At 68.5% G+C, this 17780-nt stretch carries 15 protein-coding genes; 5 read left to right on the top strand and 10 right to left on the bottom strand.

Annotated features, from left to right (window positions below; translation table 11 throughout):
- Positions 1-50: 50 nt before the first annotated feature.
- A complete protein-coding gene (locus HDC36_RS01600; RefSeq protein WP_179563917.1) occupies positions 51-812 on the bottom strand; it encodes an RNA methyltransferase in 762 nt (253 codons plus the stop codon).
- Positions 813-927: 115 nt separating this feature from the next.
- Here HDC36_RS01600 and HDC36_RS01595 point away from each other — a divergent pair, with 115 nt between their 5' ends.
- Positions 928-1755, top strand: coding sequence for an inositol monophosphatase family protein (locus HDC36_RS01595; protein WP_179563916.1), 828 nt, complete (start codon positions 928-930; stop codon positions 1753-1755).
- A 169-nt stretch (positions 1756-1924) separates the two neighbouring features.
- On the opposite strand, the gene secF is transcribed toward HDC36_RS01595, so the two are convergent.
- The 6 genes from secF to HDC36_RS01565 all read right to left on the bottom strand — a co-directional run bounded on the left by secF (position 1925) and on the right by HDC36_RS01565 (position 8636).
- Positions 1925-2890: a protein translocase subunit SecF gene (gene secF / locus HDC36_RS01590; protein ID WP_179563915.1), complete on the bottom strand. Its 966-nt coding sequence runs from the start codon at positions 2888-2890 to the stop codon at positions 1925-1927.
- Between the two features lie 121 nt (positions 2891-3011).
- Positions 3012-4856: a protein translocase subunit SecD gene (secD, locus tag HDC36_RS01585; RefSeq protein ID WP_179563914.1), complete on the bottom strand. Its 1845-nt coding sequence runs from the start codon at positions 4854-4856 to the stop codon at positions 3012-3014.
- Positions 4857-4912: 56 nt separating this feature from the next.
- Positions 4913-5257 (bottom strand): preprotein translocase subunit YajC, encoded by a 345-nt coding sequence (yajC, locus tag HDC36_RS01580; protein ID WP_145700623.1) that lies wholly within the window; start codon positions 5255-5257, stop codon positions 4913-4915.
- Positions 5258-5721: 464 nt separating this feature from the next.
- The gene (tgt, locus tag HDC36_RS01575; protein ID WP_179563913.1) at positions 5722-6867 is read right to left on the bottom strand and encodes a tRNA guanosine(34) transglycosylase Tgt; all 1146 of its coding nucleotides are present in this window, start codon (positions 6865-6867) and stop codon (positions 5722-5724) included.
- 143 nt (positions 6868-7010) lie between these two features.
- Positions 7011-8063 (bottom strand): tRNA preQ1(34) S-adenosylmethionine ribosyltransferase-isomerase QueA, encoded by a 1053-nt coding sequence (gene queA, locus HDC36_RS01570; protein ID WP_255432562.1) that lies wholly within the window; start codon positions 8061-8063, stop codon positions 7011-7013.
- 141 nt (positions 8064-8204) lie between these two features.
- The gene (locus HDC36_RS01565) at positions 8205-8636 is read right to left on the bottom strand and encodes an Lrp/AsnC family transcriptional regulator (RefSeq protein ID WP_179563911.1); all 432 of its coding nucleotides are present in this window, start codon (positions 8634-8636) and stop codon (positions 8205-8207) included.
- 128 nt (positions 8637-8764) lie between these two features.
- Between HDC36_RS01565 and HDC36_RS01560 the strand changes: the two genes are divergently transcribed.
- Both HDC36_RS01560 and HDC36_RS01555 read left to right on the top strand, forming a co-directional pair.
- Positions 8765-10261, top strand: coding sequence for an aminotransferase class III-fold pyridoxal phosphate-dependent enzyme (locus HDC36_RS01560; RefSeq protein WP_179563910.1), 1497 nt, complete (start codon positions 8765-8767; stop codon positions 10259-10261).
- 13 nt (positions 10262-10274) lie between these two features.
- Positions 10275-10574, top strand: a complete 300-nt coding sequence (locus HDC36_RS01555; RefSeq protein WP_179563909.1) for a hypothetical protein — start codon at positions 10275-10277, stop codon at positions 10572-10574.
- Between the two features lie 147 nt (positions 10575-10721).
- On the opposite strand, the gene HDC36_RS01550 is transcribed toward HDC36_RS01555, so the two are convergent.
- Both HDC36_RS01550 and HDC36_RS01545 read right to left on the bottom strand, forming a co-directional pair.
- Positions 10722-11885 carry a phytase gene (locus HDC36_RS01550; protein WP_179565535.1) on the bottom strand — a complete coding sequence of 388 codons (1164 nt, stop codon included), beginning with the start codon at positions 11883-11885 and terminating at the stop codon, positions 10722-10724.
- Positions 11886-11899: 14 nt separating this feature from the next.
- Positions 11900-14380, bottom strand: a complete 2481-nt coding sequence (locus HDC36_RS01545) for a TonB-dependent receptor (protein ID WP_343204317.1) — start codon at positions 14378-14380, stop codon at positions 11900-11902.
- Positions 14381-14580: 200 nt separating this feature from the next.
- On the opposite strand from HDC36_RS01545, the gene upp reads away from it, so the two are divergent.
- Positions 14581-15213, top strand: coding sequence for a uracil phosphoribosyltransferase (gene upp / locus HDC36_RS01540; RefSeq protein ID WP_145700641.1), 633 nt, complete (start codon positions 14581-14583; stop codon positions 15211-15213).
- A 204-nt stretch (positions 15214-15417) separates the two neighbouring features.
- Positions 15418-15852, top strand: a complete 435-nt coding sequence (locus HDC36_RS01535) for a hypothetical protein (protein ID WP_179563907.1) — start codon at positions 15418-15420, stop codon at positions 15850-15852.
- Between the two features lie 121 nt (positions 15853-15973).
- Here HDC36_RS01535 and HDC36_RS01530 read toward each other — a convergent pair whose 3' ends face one another.
- A complete protein-coding gene (locus HDC36_RS01530) occupies positions 15974-17704 on the bottom strand; it encodes a glycoside hydrolase family 9 protein (protein WP_179563906.1) in 1731 nt (576 codons plus the stop codon).
- Positions 17705-17780: the final 76 nt, after the last annotated feature.

Here is a 17780-nt window from a genome sequence, read left to right as displayed (position 1 = left end):
CCGTCGCCGACGACCGGAATCCCCGCTTTGCCGGGTCCCGGGTCACGAAACTAACTGCGCGCCTGGCCCGCCAGCCGCGCCATGCGCTGCGCATCGGACAGGATGCCGCGCAGCAGCCGCACTTCCTGCTCGGTCAGCGCGTTGCGCAGGAACAGCCGGCGCAGCTTGCGCATCGCCGAATCCGGCGCGCGGCCCTTGTGGAAGTCGATGTCGTCCAGCGTGTCGGCCAACTGCCCGAACAGGCCCTCCAGCTGCGCATGGCTGGCTGGCGCCTCGCGGAAACCGGGTTCCGCGGCGGCCGGCGCCGCGGCCTCGCCGCGCAGCAACGCCAGGCGCAGTTCGTAGGCCAGCACCTGCACCGCCGCGGCCAGGTTGAGCGAACTGAATGCGGGATCGGAGGGAATGTGCACCGCCGCGTGGCACAGCTGCAGTTCCTCGTTGGTCAGGCCGGTGCGCTCGCGCCCGAACACCAGCGCCACCTCGGCCTGCTCGGCGGCGGCGCTCACCAGCCGCTGCGCACCGTCCGCCGGCAGCAGTTCTTCCAGCGACACCCGCCGGCTGCGCGCGGTGCAGCCGAGCACCAGTTGGCAGTCGGCGACCGCCTCGGCCAGGGTAGCCAGCACCGGCGCCTGCTGCAGCACGTCCTCGGCGCCGGCCGAGCGCCGGTAGCCGTCCTCGTCGAGCGCGCGCTCCGGCGCCACCAGCACCAGCCGCGCCTGGCCCATGGTCTTCATCGCCCGCGCCGCCGCCCCGATATTGCCGGGGTGCTGGGTACCGACCAGGACGAAGCGGATGCGGGCGGATGCGGTCATGGCAGGAAGATGCGGAGCGAACGGGGCGTAGATGGTAAACTGTGCGGCCGGCCTTCGCGCCGGACTGTTCTTTTCCTCCGCCAGATCCTTCTCCGCCCTCTCGGGAGCCGTTGCCATGCAAAAACCCGCCGTCACCGTCATGGTCAAGGCCGCCCGCCTCGCCGGCAATGTGCTGTTGCGCCACATCAACCGGCTGGAAGCACTGAACGTGGTGCAGAAGGACCGCATGGACTACGCCAGCGAAGTCGATGCCGATGCGGAGAAGGTGATCGTCAAGGAACTGCGCCGCGCCTATCCCGACTACGGGGTGATGGGCGAGGAAGGCGGCGTGCAGGGCGGCGGCCGCTACATGTGGGTGATCGACCCGCTCGACGGCACCAGCAACTACCTGCGCGGCTTCCCGCATTACTGCGTGTCGATCGCCCTGGTCGAAAACGGCGAGCCGATCGACGCGGTGATCTTCGATCCGCTGCGCAACGAGCTGTTCACCGCCAGCCGCGGCAACGGCGCGGTGCTCAACGACCGCCGCATCCGCGTCAGCGAGCGCAAGGAACTGAACGGCGCCATGGTCAACACCGGCTTCGCCCCGCGCGAGCGCAAGCGCACCAGCGCCCAGCTCAAGTGCGTGGACGCGCTGATGGTGCAGGCCGAGGACATCCGCCGCACCGGCTCGGCCGCGCTGGACCTGGCCTACGTGGCCTGCGGCCGCACCGACGCCTACTTCGAGGCCGGGGTGAAGGCCTGGGACATCGCCGCCGGCGTGCTGCTGGTGCGCGAGGCCGGCGGTCGCATCACCGACTTCAAGGGCGCCACCCCGGGCCGCATCGACGACCGCGGCACCCCGCAGTACCAGATCGTGGCCGGCAACATCAAGGTCAGCGAAGCGCTGCAGAAGCTGATCGTCAATACGGGGTATGCGGCGGAGTTCGACGCGAAGTTTTGATGGGGCCGGGATTGGGGAGTCGGGATTGGGGAGTCGCAAGAGCGGCACCCATCGCTGACCTTCTCCTCTTCCCAAAACGAAAAAGCCGCGCAGATGCGCGGCTTTTTCGTTACAGAACCGGGAACCCGCTCTTGCGAATCCCCAATCCCGACTCCCTAATCCCGGCCCCTCAGGGCCTACGCGCCAACGCCTCGACGTCCTTGGTCTTGGGCAGCAGGTCCTGCTTGGTGACCTGGAACGGGCCGATCGACAGCAGCGGCACCGCCACGATCACCGAGGACACCACCACGATGATCGCGCCGATCATGTGGGTCAGCGCCAGGCCTTCCATCGAGTTGCCGCCGTACAGGTACAGCGCCAGCGCCGACAGGAAGAACATCACCGCGGTGATCACCGTGCGCGACAGGGTCTGGTTGATCGAGCGGTTCAGCACTTCCACCGGCTCCACGCGCAGGCTGCGGAAGTTCTCGCGCACGCGGTCGAACACCACGATGATGTCGTTGATCGCAAAGCCCATCACCGATAGCAGGCCGGCCAGCACGGTCAGGTCGAACTCGCGGCCGGTGAGCGAGATGTAGGCCACCGTCACCAGCAGGTCGAACAGCGCGGTCAGGCTGGCCACCACCGCGAACTTCCACTCGAAGCGGAAGCCGATGTAGATCAGGAAGCCGACCAGCATGAACAAGGTCGCGTAGACGCCGTTCAGCGCCAGGTCCTTGCCGACCTGCGGGCCGACGAATTCGCCCGGCTTCACCGTCGCCGGGTTCTCCGCGGTGGTCACCGCCTTGCGCACCTGCTCGGCGAGGTTCTTGGTCACGTCCTCGTTGTTGTGCTCGCCCTGCGGCTGCAGGCGGATCACGATCTCGTTGCCGCTGCCGACGTTCTGCACCTGCGCGTTCTCGAAGCCGGCGGTGGCCAGCTGCTCGCGCACATGGTCGATGTCCACCGGCTTCTGGAAGCTGGTCTGCACCAGCGCGCCGCCGGTGAATTCCAACGCGTAGTTGAAGCCCTTGGCGAAGATCACCCCGAGCGACGCCACCGCCAGCACCAGCATCAGCACCAGGGTCGGACGCCGCCAACGCATGAAGTCGATCTTGGTGTCGTTCGGGATCAGATGAAGCGGGAAGATTTTCATGGAGACATGCTCTTCAATTTTTTGGACCCCGCACATCGATGGGCGGGCTCTTGCGAAGGACTCGCATTGTTCATCCCCTGCGCAGCGATGCGCAGGGTCGTGCGAAGGATTCGCGTGCGGCTCAGATCGCCAGCGACTTGAGCTTCTTGCGACGGCTGTAGATCAGCGTCGCCAGCGCGCGCGACACGGTGATCGCGGTGAACATCGAAGCGAAGATGCCGATGATCATGGTCAACGCGAATCCCTTCAGCGGGCCGGTCCCGAACGCATACAGGGCCACGCCGACGATCAGGCCGGTGAGGTTGGCGTCGAGAATGGTGCCGCCCGCCTTGTCGTAGCCGGCCACGATCGCCGACTTCGGCGGGACGCCCAGCCGCAGCTCCTCGCGGATACGTTCGTTGATCAGCACGTTGGCGTCCACCGACAGGCCGACCGACAGGGCCAGGCCGGCGAAGCCGGGCAAGGTCATGGTGGCGCCGAACAGCGACATCACCGAGACCACGATCAGCAGGTTCATCAGCAGCGCCACCGAGGTGATCGCGCCGAACATGCGGTAGTACACGCCGAAGAACACCAGGGTGAACAGGAACGCGTACAGCACCGCGGTGACGCCGCGCTCGACGTTCTCCGCACCCAGGCTCGGGCCGATCACGTATTCCTCGACGAAGTCCATCGGCGCGGCCAGCGAACCGGCGCGCAGCAGCTTGGCCAGATTCTCGGCCTCGACCTTCTCCAGGCCGGTGGTCTGGAAGTTCTTGCCGAACACGCCGGCGATGCGGGTCGGCGCCAGGGCTTCTTCCTTGACCCGCACGCTGCGCACTTCCTTGCCGTCGACCATGCTCACGGTCGGGATGCGCTCGATGTAGACCACCGACATCAGCTTGCCGGTGTTGGCGCTGGTGTAGTCGAACATGCGCTGGCCGGCGACGTTGTTGAGCGTGACCGACACCGCCGGCAGGCCGTTCTGGTCGTTGCTGACGGTGGCGTTGACCATCTGGTCGCCGGACACCAGCACGCGCTTGTTCAGCAGCACCGGGGCGCCGCTGTCGCGCAGGCGGAACACCTTGGCTTCCGGCGGGATGTTGCCGGTGCGCACCGCGTCCTCGGCATTGCCCTCGACCACGCCGCGGAACTCCAGCGTGGCGGTGGCGCCGATCATGCGCTTGGCCTCGGCGGTGTCCTGCACGCCCGGCAGTTCGACCACGATGCGGTCTTCGCCCTGGCGCTGGATGATCGGCTCGGCCACGCCCAGCTGATTGACGCGGTTGCGCAGCGTGGTCAGGTTCTGCTCGATCGCGCCGGCGGCGATCTGCTTGAGCTCGGCGTCGGGCACGCTGACCGCGATGGTCTGCCCGGATACGGCATAGCTCAGCGTCGGCTGCGCCTTGGCCAGCGCGGCACGCGCGGCGTTGACGTCGGCGCCCTCGCCCAGGCCGACCTGGATGCTGTTGTCGGCACGGCGCTCGACCGAGCGGTAGGCAATGCGGCTGTCGCGCAGCGTGGTGCGGATGTCCTCGGCGAAGGCGTCCAGGCGCTTGTCCAGTGCCGCCTTCTGGTCCACCTGCAGCGCGAAGTGCACGCCGCCGACCAGGTCCAGGCCCAGCACCATCGGCTTGCCGCCGATCGCCGACAGCCACTGCGGCACGGTCGAGGCCAGGTTCAGCGCCACCGTGTAGTTCTCGCCCACCTGCTGGCGCAGGATGTCGTTGGCGCGGGTCTGCGCCTGCAGGCTCGGCAGGCGCACCATCAGGCTGTCGCCCTCCTTGGCCACCGACTTGGGAGTGATCCCGGCCGCCTTCAGCTCGGCGCTGACCCGCTCGCGCAGGGCCTCGTCGAGCTGGCCGCCGCGGCTGGCGGTGATCTGTACCGAGGGGTCCTTCTGGTAGACGTTGGGCAGCGCGTACAACGCACTGAACGCCAGCACGATCAGGATGAGGAAATACTTCCAGCGCGGAAACTCGAGCATTGCAGGACCCCGCGCGACGCCACGCCGGCGCCGCGCCTAGCAGTAAGAGAAATGGATCAGGCGGACTTCAGCGTGCCCTTGGGCAGCACGTTGCCGATGGCGCCCTTCTGCACGCGGATGCGCACGTTGTCGGCGATTTCCACGGTGATGAAGTTGTCGCCGATGTCGGTGACCACGCCGGCCACGCCGCCGGAGGTGATGACCTCGTCGCCGCGGCCGAGCTTGTCGAGCATCGACTTGTGCTCCTTCTGCCGCTTCATCTGCGGGCGGATCATCACGAAGTACATCACCGCGATCAGGATGATCGGCAGCAGGAACATCTGCATGCCGCCGCCAGCGGCAGGAGCGGCACCGGCGGTCTGCGCCTGGGCTACGGGAATCAGGAAATCGAGCGGGTTCATCGGTGTGTCCTATGGTTTGGGCAGCCCGTCGCCGGCGAAGGCGCGGGCTGCTGGTTTGTCGCCGGAGGCGGCAAGCAGCCGCCGATTATGCCACGATCTCCCCTTACCCCCGGAACGACCGTCGCGCCCTGCCTTCTCCCCTTGGGACCATGGCCCCGTTCTCGGAGGAAGATGCCGCGCAGCAGCGGATAAGGGTCCGGCTAAGCCTCGTGTGCTTTCGATGCCCAAGAGGCTGCGCCCGTACCCTCACCCCAACCCCTCTCCCGACGGGAGAGGGGCTTATTCCCGCTACGACAGGCCACCGCCACTTACTGAAGCAGGCCGCAGCCCCCCCCTTCTCCCACCGGGAGAAGGTGCCGCGCAGCGGCGGATGAGGGTACGGGCGCAGCCTCGTGTGCTTTCGATGCCCGCGAGGCTGCGCCCCGTACCCTCACCCCAACCCCTCTCCCGGGGGGAGAGGGGCTTTATCCCTGCTCCGATGGGAGTGGCGTTGCTTCCACCCCGCGTGCCGCATAGAAGGACCGCCGGAACTGGGCAAAGGTTCCCGCGGCGATCGCCGCGCGCATGTCGGCCATCAGTTTCTGGTAGTACCAGAGGTTGTGCAGGGTGCCCAGCATCGGCGCCAGCATCTCGTTGCAGCGGTCCAGATGGCGCAGGTAGGAGCGGGTATAGCCGCCGCTGCAGGCGTGGCAGCCGCAGCCCGGCTCGATCGGCGCCAGGTCGCGCTCGTAGCGGGCGTTGCGGATGCGTACGGTGCCGAACGAGGTGAAATAGTGGCCGTTGCGCGCGTTGCGGGTCGGCATCACGCAGTCGAACATGTCCACGCCGCGGGCCACGCCCTCGACCAGGTCCTCCGGCCGCCCTACCCCCATCAGGTAGCGCGGCCGGTCGGCCGGCAGCCGCGGATGCAGGTGTTCGAGCATCGCGTTGCGCTCGTGCTCCGGCTCGCCCACCGCCAGCCCGCCGATCGCGTAGCCGTCGAAGCCGATCGCCTGCAGGCCCTCGATCGAGCGCGTGCGCAGGTCCGCATGCACGCCGCCCTGGACGATGCCGAACAGCGCGGCGTCGTTGCTCAAGGCCTCGTGCGCATCGCGCGAGCGCTGCGCCCAGCGCAGGCTCAGCTCCATCGAGCGGCGCGCCACGTCCTCGGTGGCCGGGTACGGGGTGCACTCGTCGAAGATCATCACGATGTCCGAGTCGAGCACCTTCTGGATCCGCATGCTCTCCTCGGGGCCCAGGAACACCTTGGCGCCGTCGGTCGGCGAAGCGAAGGTCACCCCCTGCTCGCTGATCTTGCGCCGGTGCGCCAGCGAGAACACCTGGAAACCGCCCGAATCGGTCAGGATCGGCCCGTCCCAGCGGGCGAAGCCGTGCAGACCGCCGTGGTCGCCGATCACGTCCAGCCCCGGCCGCAGGTACAGGTGGAAGGTATTGCCGAGGATGATCTGCGCGCCCAGCGCCTTGATCTGCTCGGGCAGCACGCCCTTGACCGAACCGTAGGTCCCGACCGGCATGAACGCCGGGGTCTCCACCGTGCCGCGCGGAAAGGTCAGGCGGCCGCGGCGCGCGGCGCCGTCGGTGGTGTCTAGCTGGAACTGCAATCGGGACATTGAAAGGCCGGGATTCGGGATTCGGGATTCGGGATTCGAGATTCGAGATTCGAGATTCGAGATTCGGGATTCGAGATTCGGGATTCGGGATTCGGGATTCGGGATTGGCAAACGCACGGGCGGTGACGGGTAAGAGTGTGCTTCTACGAATCTCCAATCCCCAATCCCCAATCCCGGCCCCACAGCAACATCGCATCGCCATAGCTGAAGAAGCGGTAGTGCTGTTCGATCGCATGCCGGTACGCGTCGAAGATGCGTTCGCGGCCGGCGAAGGCCGAGACCATCATCAGCAGCGTGCTTTCCGGCAGATGGAAGTTGGTGACCATCGCATCGACGCTGCGGATGCGGTAGCCGGGCAGGATGAAGATCTGGGTTTCGCCGGCGAACGGATGCAGCTCGCCGTCCTTCGATGCGCTCTCCAGCGCGCGCACCACCGTGGTCCCGACGGCGATCACGCGGCCGCCGGCGGCGCGCGTGCGCCGCACCTGCTCGACCAGGCTGGCGCCGACGTTGAGCCATTCGCGGTGCATCACGTGCTGCGCGAGCGCCTCAACCCGCACCGGCTGGAAGGTGCCTGCGCCCACGTGCAGGGTGACATGGCCGACGCTCACGCCGCGCGCCTGCAGCGCCTCCAGCAACGGCGCATCGAAATGCAGGCCGGCGGTCGGCGCGGCGACCGCGCCGGCCTCGCGCGCGAACACGGTCTGGTAGCGTTCGCGGTCGTCCAGTCCGGGGTCGCGGCGGATGTACGGCGGCAACGGCAGGCGCCCGGCCTGTTGCAGCCACGCTTCCAGCGTGTCGGGCACGTGGAATTGCAGCACGTAGAACTCGCCATCGCGGTCCAGCACCTCGGCCTCGCCACCGGCATCCAGGACGATGCGGGCCCCGGCCTTGGGCGACTTGCTCACGCCCAGCTGCGCGCGTGCGCGCTGGCCGCCGAGCAGGCGCTCGATCAGGATCTCCACGCGACCGCCGCTGCTCTTGTTGCCGAACAGCCGCGCCGGGATCACCCGGGTATCGTTGAACACCAGCAGATCGCCCGGCTGCAACAGCTCGGGCAGATCGCGCACCTGGCGATCGGCGAACGGCGCCGGCGCCGGCGGCACCAGCAGCAGGCGGCTGGCGGAACGTTCGGCCAGAGGCGCCTGCGCGATCAGTTCCTCGGGCAGCTCGTAGCGGAAATCGGACTTCTTCAAGGCCGGCGTATCACAGTGCAGGTGGCCGGTCATTGTAGCTGGAGGGCCGGGATTGGGGATTCGGGATTGGGAATTGGGTAAAGCGGAGCAGGCACTGCGCTTTTGCGAATCCCCAATCCCGAATCCCCAATCCCGGCCTTTTCACCGCTCGAACTTGGTCGACAAGATGATCGAGGAGGTGGTGCGCTCCACCCCATCCACTGCGCCGATGCGGTCGGTCAGCACGTCCATGTCGTTGACTCCCGGCACCACGCCCAGCGCGATCAGGTCGTAGGAGCCGCTGACCGAGTGCAGCACGCGGATCTCGTCGATCTCGCGCAGCGCCTTGACCACCGAGGTCATCTTCTTCGGCAGCACGGTGATCAGGATGTGCGCGCGGATGTGGCCCTGCTCGAAGTCGCCGCGGGTGCGCACCGTATAGCCGCAGATCACCCCCTCGCGTTCCAGCCGCTCGATCCGGCTCTGCACGGTGGTGCGCGACAGGCCGAGCTTGCGGGCGATCTGCGCGGTGGAGGCGCGGGCGTCCTCGCGCAGCAGCGAGAGCAGGCGTTCGTCGGAGGACGTGATCTTCATGCGCGGCCGGATTTCGTCGAATCGACGAAATTATCCGATTTCCTGCACAAATCAACTCTGCCAATCGACGATCCGGTCCTGATAATAGAAGGTCTATCGCTAGACGACCCGCCTCCAGGAGATCCCGCATGTCCGTACTCGGCCCCCTCGCCCCGCTGCGCGCCCATGCCGGCGAACGCCTGACCGCCGGCCTGGACGATGCCAGCATCGACCGCCTGGCCGCCTCGCACCCGCAGTTGGGCGCCGCGATCGAGGCCGCCGCCGCGGACCATGCGCGCCTGGCCGCGGAGTTCGCCGACCTGCTCGAACTGGACGAGGTCGAGCAGATCCGCACGCTGCAGGCCGGCTTCGTCAATTTCTACGCCGACGACGCGGTGACCCCGTACGTGGCGCTGGCCGCGCGCGGGCCGTGGGTGGTCACGCTGAAGGGCGCGGTGCTGTACGACGCCGGCGGCTACGGCATGCTCGGCTTCGGCCACACCCCGGACGCGGTGCTGGAAGCGATGGCGCGGCCGCAGGCGATGGCCAACGTGATGACCCCGAGCCTGTCGCAGCTGCGCTTCGACCGCGCGCTGCGCGCCGAGATCGGCCAGCAGCGCGGCGGCTGTCCGTACAGCAAGTTCATGTGCCTCAACTCCGGCTCCGAAGCGGTGGGCCTGGCCGCGCGTATCGCCGACATCAACGCCAAGCTGCAGACCGATCCGGGCGCGCGCCATGCCGGCGCCAGGATCAAGCGCATCGTGGTCAAGGGCAGCTTCCACGGCCGTACCGACCGGCCGGGCCTGTATTCCGATTCCAGCCGCAAGGCCTACGTGCAGCACCTGGCCAGCTATCGCGGCGAGGATTCGGTGATCGCGATCGCGCCCTACGACGTGGAGGCCCTGCGTCGGGCGTTCGCCGACGCCGAGCAGCACGGCTGGTTCGTCGAGGCGGTGTTCCTGGAGCCGGTGATGGGCGAAGGCGACCCGGGCCGCGCGCTGCCGCCGGCGTTCTACGCCGCCGCGCGCGAACTCACACGCGCCCACGGCAGCCTGCTGCTGGTCGATTCGATCCAGGCCGGGCTGCGCGCCCACGGCGTGCTGTCGGTGGTGGACTACCCCGGCTTCGAACAGCTCGATCCGCCGGACATGGAAACCTATTCCAAGGCGCTCAACGCCGCGCAGTACCCGCTGTCGGTGCTGGCGGTGACCGAACATGCCGCGCAGCTGTACCGCAAGGGCACCTACGGCAACACCATGACCAGCAACCCGCGCGCGCTGGACGTGGCCAGCGCCACGCTGGCGCAGCTGACCCCGCAGGTACGCGCCAACATCCGCGCGCGCGGCGCCGAGGCGGTACAGAAACTGGAGAAGCTCAAGAGCGAGCTCGGCGGGCTGATCACCCAGGTGCAGGGCACCGGGCTGCTGTTCTCCTGCGCGCTGGCGCCGCAGTTCAAGTGCTACGGCGCCGGCTCCACCGAGGAATGGCTGCGCCAGCACGGGGTCAACGTGATCCACGGCGGCGAGAACTCGCTGCGCTTCACCCCGCATTTCGCGATGGACAGCGACGAGTTGGACCTGCTGGTCGGCCTGATCGGCCGCGCGCTGCGCGAGGGCCCGCGCCTGGCGCAGGCGGCCGCCGCTTAAGGCCGGCTGGCACATGGTGCAGGAACTGGCCGAGGCGATCGCCCGGCCGCTGTTCGAACTCGTCCTGCAGTTGTTCGGCTACTGGAGCGGCCGCCTGCTGCTGCCGGTGCTGTCGCTGGGCTGGATCCGCGCCGAAGCCCGCCGCGACCGGCCACCGCGGCGGCCCGGCAAACGCCGTCACGGCCAGCCGCTGTTCTACCGCAACGCCAGCGGCAGCCTGATCGCCAGCGACGACGCGGTGATCGGGGTCGGCCTGCTGTGCTGGGCGCTGCTGGCACTGGCGGCGTTCCTGCTCTACCGCCTGGCGCAGTGAGTCGCGCGAGCGCGGCATCCCCCGGACGATTCGACCGCACCTCATAGCGCCACCGATCCGAACGAAACCGATCGATCGGCTACGGCAGCGCGTGGTGCCGGCCAAGGGCGATCTGCGCGCGGGTTGCGCGGCAGATCGCCATCCACCTCAGCGCGCGCACTCCTTCAGCCGCAAGCTGCGCGCGATGTCGCGCCAGTCGAACGCGGCCACCGCCTGGTCGTCGTGCAAGGCATAGAACACGCCCTGCGGGAAGCGCCTGTCGCCGCGCTGATCCAGCCACACGCCGTCGGTGTTGGCGGTGACCTTGCCGGCGAAGGCGCCGACATGCGCCAGCGTCTGCCGGTCGAACACGTGGAACAGGCTGCGGTCCTTGAACTGGTCGGTGCCGATCCAGTAGCCGCTGCCGTCGGCGCAGCTCAGCAGCGCGATGCCCTCGGCCTGCGCCCTGTACAGGTCGGCGCCGATGTCGCGTCCGCGGTACTTGCCGTCGGCCAGGCCGTATTCGCGCAGGCGGGTGCCGCTGGCCACGTCTTCCTCCGCCAGCAGCAGGCGGTCGTGCGCCGGATCGGCGTACACCGATTCGGCGATACGGATCGCGCCGGCCGCGGAGGTCTCGCCGAAGGTCTGGGTCAGCGTCGCGGTCCAGGCCTGGCCTTGCCTGCGCAGCTGGTAGCGGCGGAAGCGCTGGCCCAGCTGCGCCAGCGGCGGCACGGTTTCCTCGTCCGCGCCGAGCATGTAGTTGTCGCTGACGACGACCTCGATGCCGCCGTCCTTCGGCTGCGCCCACAGCCCGTACGGCTTCTTCAGATCCTCGGCGCCGAACAGCGCGACCGAGGCGAAGTCCGGCAGCGAGAAGGCCTGCACGCGATGGTTGTCGCGCTCGACCACCAACGCCAGGTCGCCGACCACGGCAATGCCGTTGGGCCGGTCCATCTGCCCGGGCGCGGCGCCCTTGCCGCCGACGGTGCGCAGGCGCTGGCCGCTGTCGCCGTCGAACACCACCAGCTCGCCGCTCTTCTTGGCGGTGGTGATGATCCAACGCTGGCCCTGCGGGGCGGTCCAGCTGGCCGGCGAATCGAGGTTGTCGGCCGGGGTGGACGCGGTGAGGAACGCTTCTGCGATCACCTCATGCGGCAGCTTGGCCTCGCTCAGCAACGGATCGTGTTGCGCGCCCTCGTCCGGTTCGCGGTCGGCCGCTGCCGGCTTGGCGACGGGCGTAGCGACAGGTGCCGCCGCCGCGCCGGTCGACCGCGTGTTGGCACAGGCCACGAGCAGCCCGCAGGCCAGTGCGAGCGCCCCCAGGCGCAGCATCGAGTGCGCACCGGTCACAGCTTCACCCGCACGCCGACGGCGAAGGTGCGGCCGTATTCCTCGTACTGCTGGGTGTGCGCACGCGTGCCCTGGTAGCGCTCCAGCGGCTTGTCGAGCAGGTTGGAGGCGTCGAAGTACAACTGCACAGTGTCGGTCACCTGGTAATCGAGACTGAAATCGAGCTGGGTGTTGGGCGCCACGAAGATATCGTAGTCGCGGGCCTTGCCCAGCTCGTCGAGGTACGCGCTGCGGTACACCGCCGAGAGCCGGGTGGAGAAACCGTCGCGTTCGTAGCCGAGGAAGGCGGTATAGACGTTCCTGGAGGCGCGCGGCAAGGTGAAGTTCTCGCCTTCGCGATCGTCCAGGCCCGGGTCGAACTCGGTATGCAGCCAGGTGCCGCTGACGCCGCCGAGCAGGCCGTTCCAGCCTTCCGGCAGGAACGCGAACTGCTGCTGCCAGTTGAACTCGGCGCCGTAGACCTTGGCGCGCTTGCCGTTGATCGCCATGCTGACGTCGTAACCGGCGTAGGCCGGCGCGTTGTCGATCACCGTGTCCACGATGTAGCCGTCGATCGACTTGCCGAACAGGCCCAGCGAGACGATGCCGGTCTTGCCCAGGTAGCGCTCGAACGACAGGTCGAGGTTGGTCGACGCGTAGGGATCCAGGTTCGGATTGCCCAGTTCCACTTCCTCGTCGTCGTTGTTGATGGTCGCATGCGGCGCGACCTGGCCGAAGCCGGGCCGCGACACGGTCTTGTTCAGCGCCGCGCGCAGCGACCAGTCCTCGCCGCCGTTCCAGCGCAGGTGCAGGCCCGGCAACACATTGGTGTAGCTGCTGCTGGCCTGCAGCGCGCTGGCCGCGAACGACTCGCCGTCGTCGCCGACGTCGACCTGGTAGCCGCTGGCCTTGAACCGGGTGCTCTCCACGCGCACGCCGGCGATCACCCGCAACGCGCCGATATCCCGGGTGCCCATCGCATACGCGGCCAGCACGTCCTCCTTGGCGACGTAGTCCTCCGACAACGCGCCGACCGCATTGCTGCCGACATCGCCGTCGTCGGCGCTGTACTGGCTGCCGTTGCGCGCCCAGTAGGCGCGCATCGCCGAGGAACTCAACGCCTGGCCCAGGCTGTTGTGGCGGTGTTCGGGCGGCGCCACGGTCCAGTCGGCCAGGTCGATGTCGGGACCTTCGGACAGCTCGCTCTCGTTCTTGTCCACGTCGCGGTCGCGCCAGCGCCCGAGCAGGCCGAATTTGTAGCTGGCGTTGTCGGCGTCGAAGCGCACATTGATCTTTGCGCTGTATTCGTCGTCGTCGGTGCGGCCGGGCGAGAGCACGAACTTGTCGAACACGTAGTTGCCGTTGGACACCCAGTCGTCGCCGGACAGGCCGATGGTCGGCAGGCGGCCGTTCTGGTCGATGGTCGCGTCGAGATCGTCGCCGTCGTACTTGAAGCGCGCCTCCTTCTCGTCGTTCACCCGCTCGCGGGTCTTGGTATAGCCGGCCTGGTAGTCCAGCACCGCGCCGCCCAGGTTGTTCTCGCCACCGAAGCTCGCCGCCAGCGTGTCCTGCTGCTTGGTGCGGTAGCGCACCCGCTTGGACAGCTTGTCCACCGGCGCCGAGTAGGTGCCGTCGCCGTTGGCCTGGATGTCGTCGGCGTCGAAGGAGATCACCGTGTTCTGCCGGGTCTCGGCATCCTTGAAGCTGCTGAACAGCGTGCGCAGGTAGTAGCGGTTGTCCTGGTCCGGATGCCAGTCCAGGTTGAGATTGGCGCCGATGCGCTTGCGGTCGATGTGGTACTTGCGGCGCTGCTGCTCGACCATGACCAGGTCGCCGTTGTCGATCGCGTCGTACTCGCCTTCGGTGTTGTCGGACTCGAACTCGCGGTCCTGGTAGTTCAGGCCCAGCGCGATCCCGAACGTGTCGTCGGCGAACAGGTCGCTGTAGTTGAACGAGGCCTTGGGGCTGGTCTTGCCGCTGAGCTGCTGGTGATTGGCCTCGAGCTTGGCGCGGATGCTGCGGCCGTCGCGATCGAACGCCGAGGCCGACTCGACCAGGATCGCGCCGCCGATCGCATCGCCGGGCATGTCCGGGGTCGGCGACTTGACCACCTTCAGCCGCTCGGTGGATTCGGACGGGATCACGTCCATCGGCGCGGCGCGGTTGTCGCTCTCCGGGGTGCCGATGGCGATGCCGTCGATGCTGACGCTGTTGAGCGCCGCGTCCAGCCCGCGCACCACCACGAAACGGCCCTCGCCCTGGTCGCGGGTGACGCTGACCCCGGGCAGGCGCTGCAGCGATTCGGCCACGTTCTGGTCCGGATAGTCGCCGACCTCGTCGGCCGAGACCGCGTCCAGGATCGCGTCGGCGCCACGTTTGAGATCCACCGCGCGGGCCTGGGCCTCGAGTTGCGGGCGGACTTCGACCCGCTCCAGGTCGATCGCCGCATCGGCGGCGTCGGCGGCCTGCGCGCCGTAGCCGGCGCAGGCGGCGCCCAGGCCGAACGCGATCGCCACGAACAGCGGAGTCTTGCTAGGCACGGTATGCACGGATGCGGATCCCCATCTAACGTTAAGAATTGGGAAACAACATATTTCCGACACGTTGCGTGCTAGTGACACCCCGGCGCCGGACAGGCAGCTGGCGGCCACGGAGCCGGCTGCGGCACACTGTGCGCACCCCCGTTGCGAGTGCGCCCATGAAGATCGTCGAAGTCCGCCATCCCCTGGTGCAGCACAAGATCGGCCTGCTGCGCGATGCCGCACTGAGCACCAAGGGCTTCCGCGAACTGGTCACCGAACTGGGCACCCTGCTCGGCTACGAGGCCACCGCCGATCTGGAAACCGAGACACACACGATGGACGGCTGGGCCGGCCCCACCCAGGTGCAACGCATCGCCGGCGCCAAGATCACCCTGGTGCCGATCCTGCGCGCGGGGCTGGGCATGCTGCCGGGCGTGCTGGCGCTGATCCCCGCGGCGCGGGTCAGCGTGGTCGGCCTGCAGCGCGACGAGGAGACGCTGCAACCGGTGCCCTACTTCGAGCGCCTCACCGGCCGCCTGGAGGAACGCGACGCGCTGATCCTGGATCCGATGCTGGCCACCGGCGGCACCCTGATCGCCACCGTGGACATGCTCAAGCGCGCCGGCGCGCGGCGGATCAAGGGCATCTTCCTGGTCGCCGCGCCGGAAGGACTGCGCGCGCTGGAAGCGGCGCATCCGGACGTGGAGGTCTATACCGCCGCGATCGACGACCACCTCAACGACAAGGGCTACATCCTGCCCGGCCTCGGCGACGCTGGCGACCGCATCTTCGGCACCCGGGTGGGTTGAGCCCGCCGCCGCGCGCGGCAGCACTCACAAGGCGTTCGTGTCCACGTTCTAGGCAAGGCGGCCATGGCCGTCGCCGCCCCAGGCGGCGGCCGCGGCCCGGTCTCCGTCCGCACCCCCGCGGCGGGCATCGCCGTCGGCGCGCCCGCTGTCCCACCGCGGACGCGCCGGGCCGGCCGCATCCCTCCTTCCTTCAGGACACGGCATATGAGCTATTCCCTCAATCAAGCCTCCAATCCGCTGGCGATCGGCCCGCAGCAATTCGCGCAACTGGATCTGGAAAGCGGCAACAACCAGGGCGCCCTGTTGCAGTTCAGCACCTTGCTGTCCAGCGTGGGCATCGCCGTGGTGAGCAACGGCAACCTGATCGGGATCAATCTCCCCCTCTACGACAACCTTGGCGAAACGTTCACCGCCGCCGACGTAGCCACGGTACTGAACGTGTTGCAGACCGGCCTGGCGCCGGGAAGCACGCCGCCTTGCATCGTGTTCGGCCAACTCGCCTACTGGGAAAATTCGGCCAGCCAGGCCTACCAGGCGCTGATCACGGCATTGGTGCCGCAGGATGCGGTCGGGCTCGGCAATGTCGCGCCGGCCATCGGCGTCAACGACGGCGGCGCGCCTTACCTGATCCAGTCCTAGTGCGCTCGCGGCGGCGGCGCGCTGCCGCCGCGGCGGCAGCGAGCATCGGCAAGCGAGATGCAGCCGTCAGGCGACGGCGCGGCGGCCACCACGCAGCGCCGGCACCGCCGGCGCACCACGCTCAGCGCTGCAGGTTCTGCAGCGCTGCGCTCACGTACACCAGCGGCGCGTTCCAGTTGATCGCCACCTCGTTGCTGGCATAACTGCATTCCTGGTCCAGGTAGGACAGCGCCGGCAACGACGAGGCGTAGGCGTGCTTGCACTCCCGGGCGTCCTGCTGGCCCGGCTGCGGACCGCCGACCAGCAGGCCCGGCACCGGCAGGGCGACGCCATCGGCGATGGAGATGCGATGGTGGATGTGCAGCGGCGAACGCGCGCCGATGCCGGTCACGAACGACATGCCCAGCGGGTTGCGCCCGAGCACGTAGTCCAGCTGCGACTGCGCGGCCTGCAGGTACTCCGGCTTGCCTTGCAGCCGATAGGCCTGCAGCAGCAGCATCGCCTGGTTCAGCGCGGTGCTGTTGCTGCCCCAATGGAAGTCGCCCGGGGCCATCGCCACTTTCCACGCCGAGCCCTGCCAGGCATGCAGCAAGTGCGTGGCCACGCTGTCGATCTCGTGCGCGATGCGCGCCTGGTCCGCGTGCGCGGTCAGCCGCGTGCGGTGCTGCGCCAGCGACATCCACGCCAGCCCGCCGACCGAGCCCCAGTTCGGCACGCTCGCCGGCACGTTGCGCGCCATCGCCGCGTCGTAGAACGCGTCCTCGCCGGTGGCCAGGTACAGTTCGGTCGCCGCCCAGGCGAACTCGTCGTCGAGCTTGTCGTCGTTGTAGCCGCCGGTATGCACGTCCGCCGGCTGCCGGTAGACCGCATCCGGATGCGCCTGCGCCCACGCCCAGGCGCGGCGCGAGGCCTGCAGCATGCGCTTGGACACGCCGTCGAAGCGGTCGTCGAACGGGGCGTAGATGCGGCTGGCCTGGGCCATCACCGCCGCGAAGTCGAGCGTGGCCGCGGTGCTCTTCTGCACCACGTAACGCGGCGCGCGCGCCTGGTCGGGCATCTGCATGCCGCCGAAGTCCAGGTTGGTCAGCTTGTGGTAGACCCCGCCGTCGCCCGGATCCTGCATCGCCAGCAGCCACTGCAGGTTCCAGTCGACCTCGCGCAGGATGTCGGGCACGCCGCCGCCGCTGTCCGGAATGCCTTCCTTCTGCGCGGCGAAGTAGGCCGGGAATTGTTCGTAGGCGGCCAGCAGCGTGTACACGGTGATGCCGGAATTGACCACGTACTTGTTGTAGTCGCCGGCGTCGTACCAGCCCTTCGGCGCGGAGATCGCGGTGCCGGCCGGACGTCCCGGCGAGGCCGCCGAGGCATGGACCAGCACGTGGGTGTCGGGATGCCCTTCCGCGCGCGCGTGGCGGCCGGCGTACTCGCCGGGCAGCGCGGTGCTGGCGCGGTTGAAGTAATAGGCCTTCAGTGCCGCGCGCGTCACCGCGTCGTAGGCGTCGGCGGCAATGGCGAAGCTGTCCGATGGCGCCAGCCCGTCCACGCGCAGGCGATAGCGGCCCGGTTCCCGCAACGCGGAGAAATCGGCGATGCGCACCGCCTGTTGCGCCGGCGCCCATGTCGCCACCGGCCCCAGTCTGCCGCGCAGCACCACCTTGCCGGAGTCGGCGCGTTCGACCGCGAAGGCGTCGCCGTGGCCATCGGGCACCACCGCGAGCTTGCTGGCGGCCGGCAGATAGCCGACCTGGTTGAGCCGGATCGGCGACATGGCGGCATCCTCGGAACGCGAGGCGCAGCCACCGACGACCAGGCAGGCGAGAAGCAGGCAACGCAAGGCGGTAGGCAGGTTCATGCGCCGATACTGGCCGGCCGCGATGACGGCTGCAAGCGCGGCGCGGCGCGCTTTCAGCCGCCAGCCGGAATGCCGC

It is taken from the genome of Xanthomonas sp. JAI131, from assembly GCF_013410075.1.
Lineage (GTDB): Bacteria > Pseudomonadota > Gammaproteobacteria > Xanthomonadales > Xanthomonadaceae > Xanthomonas_A > Xanthomonas_A bonasiae.
Note: the sequence above shows the minus strand (reverse complement) of the source record. Positions and strands in the feature narration are given on the sequence as shown.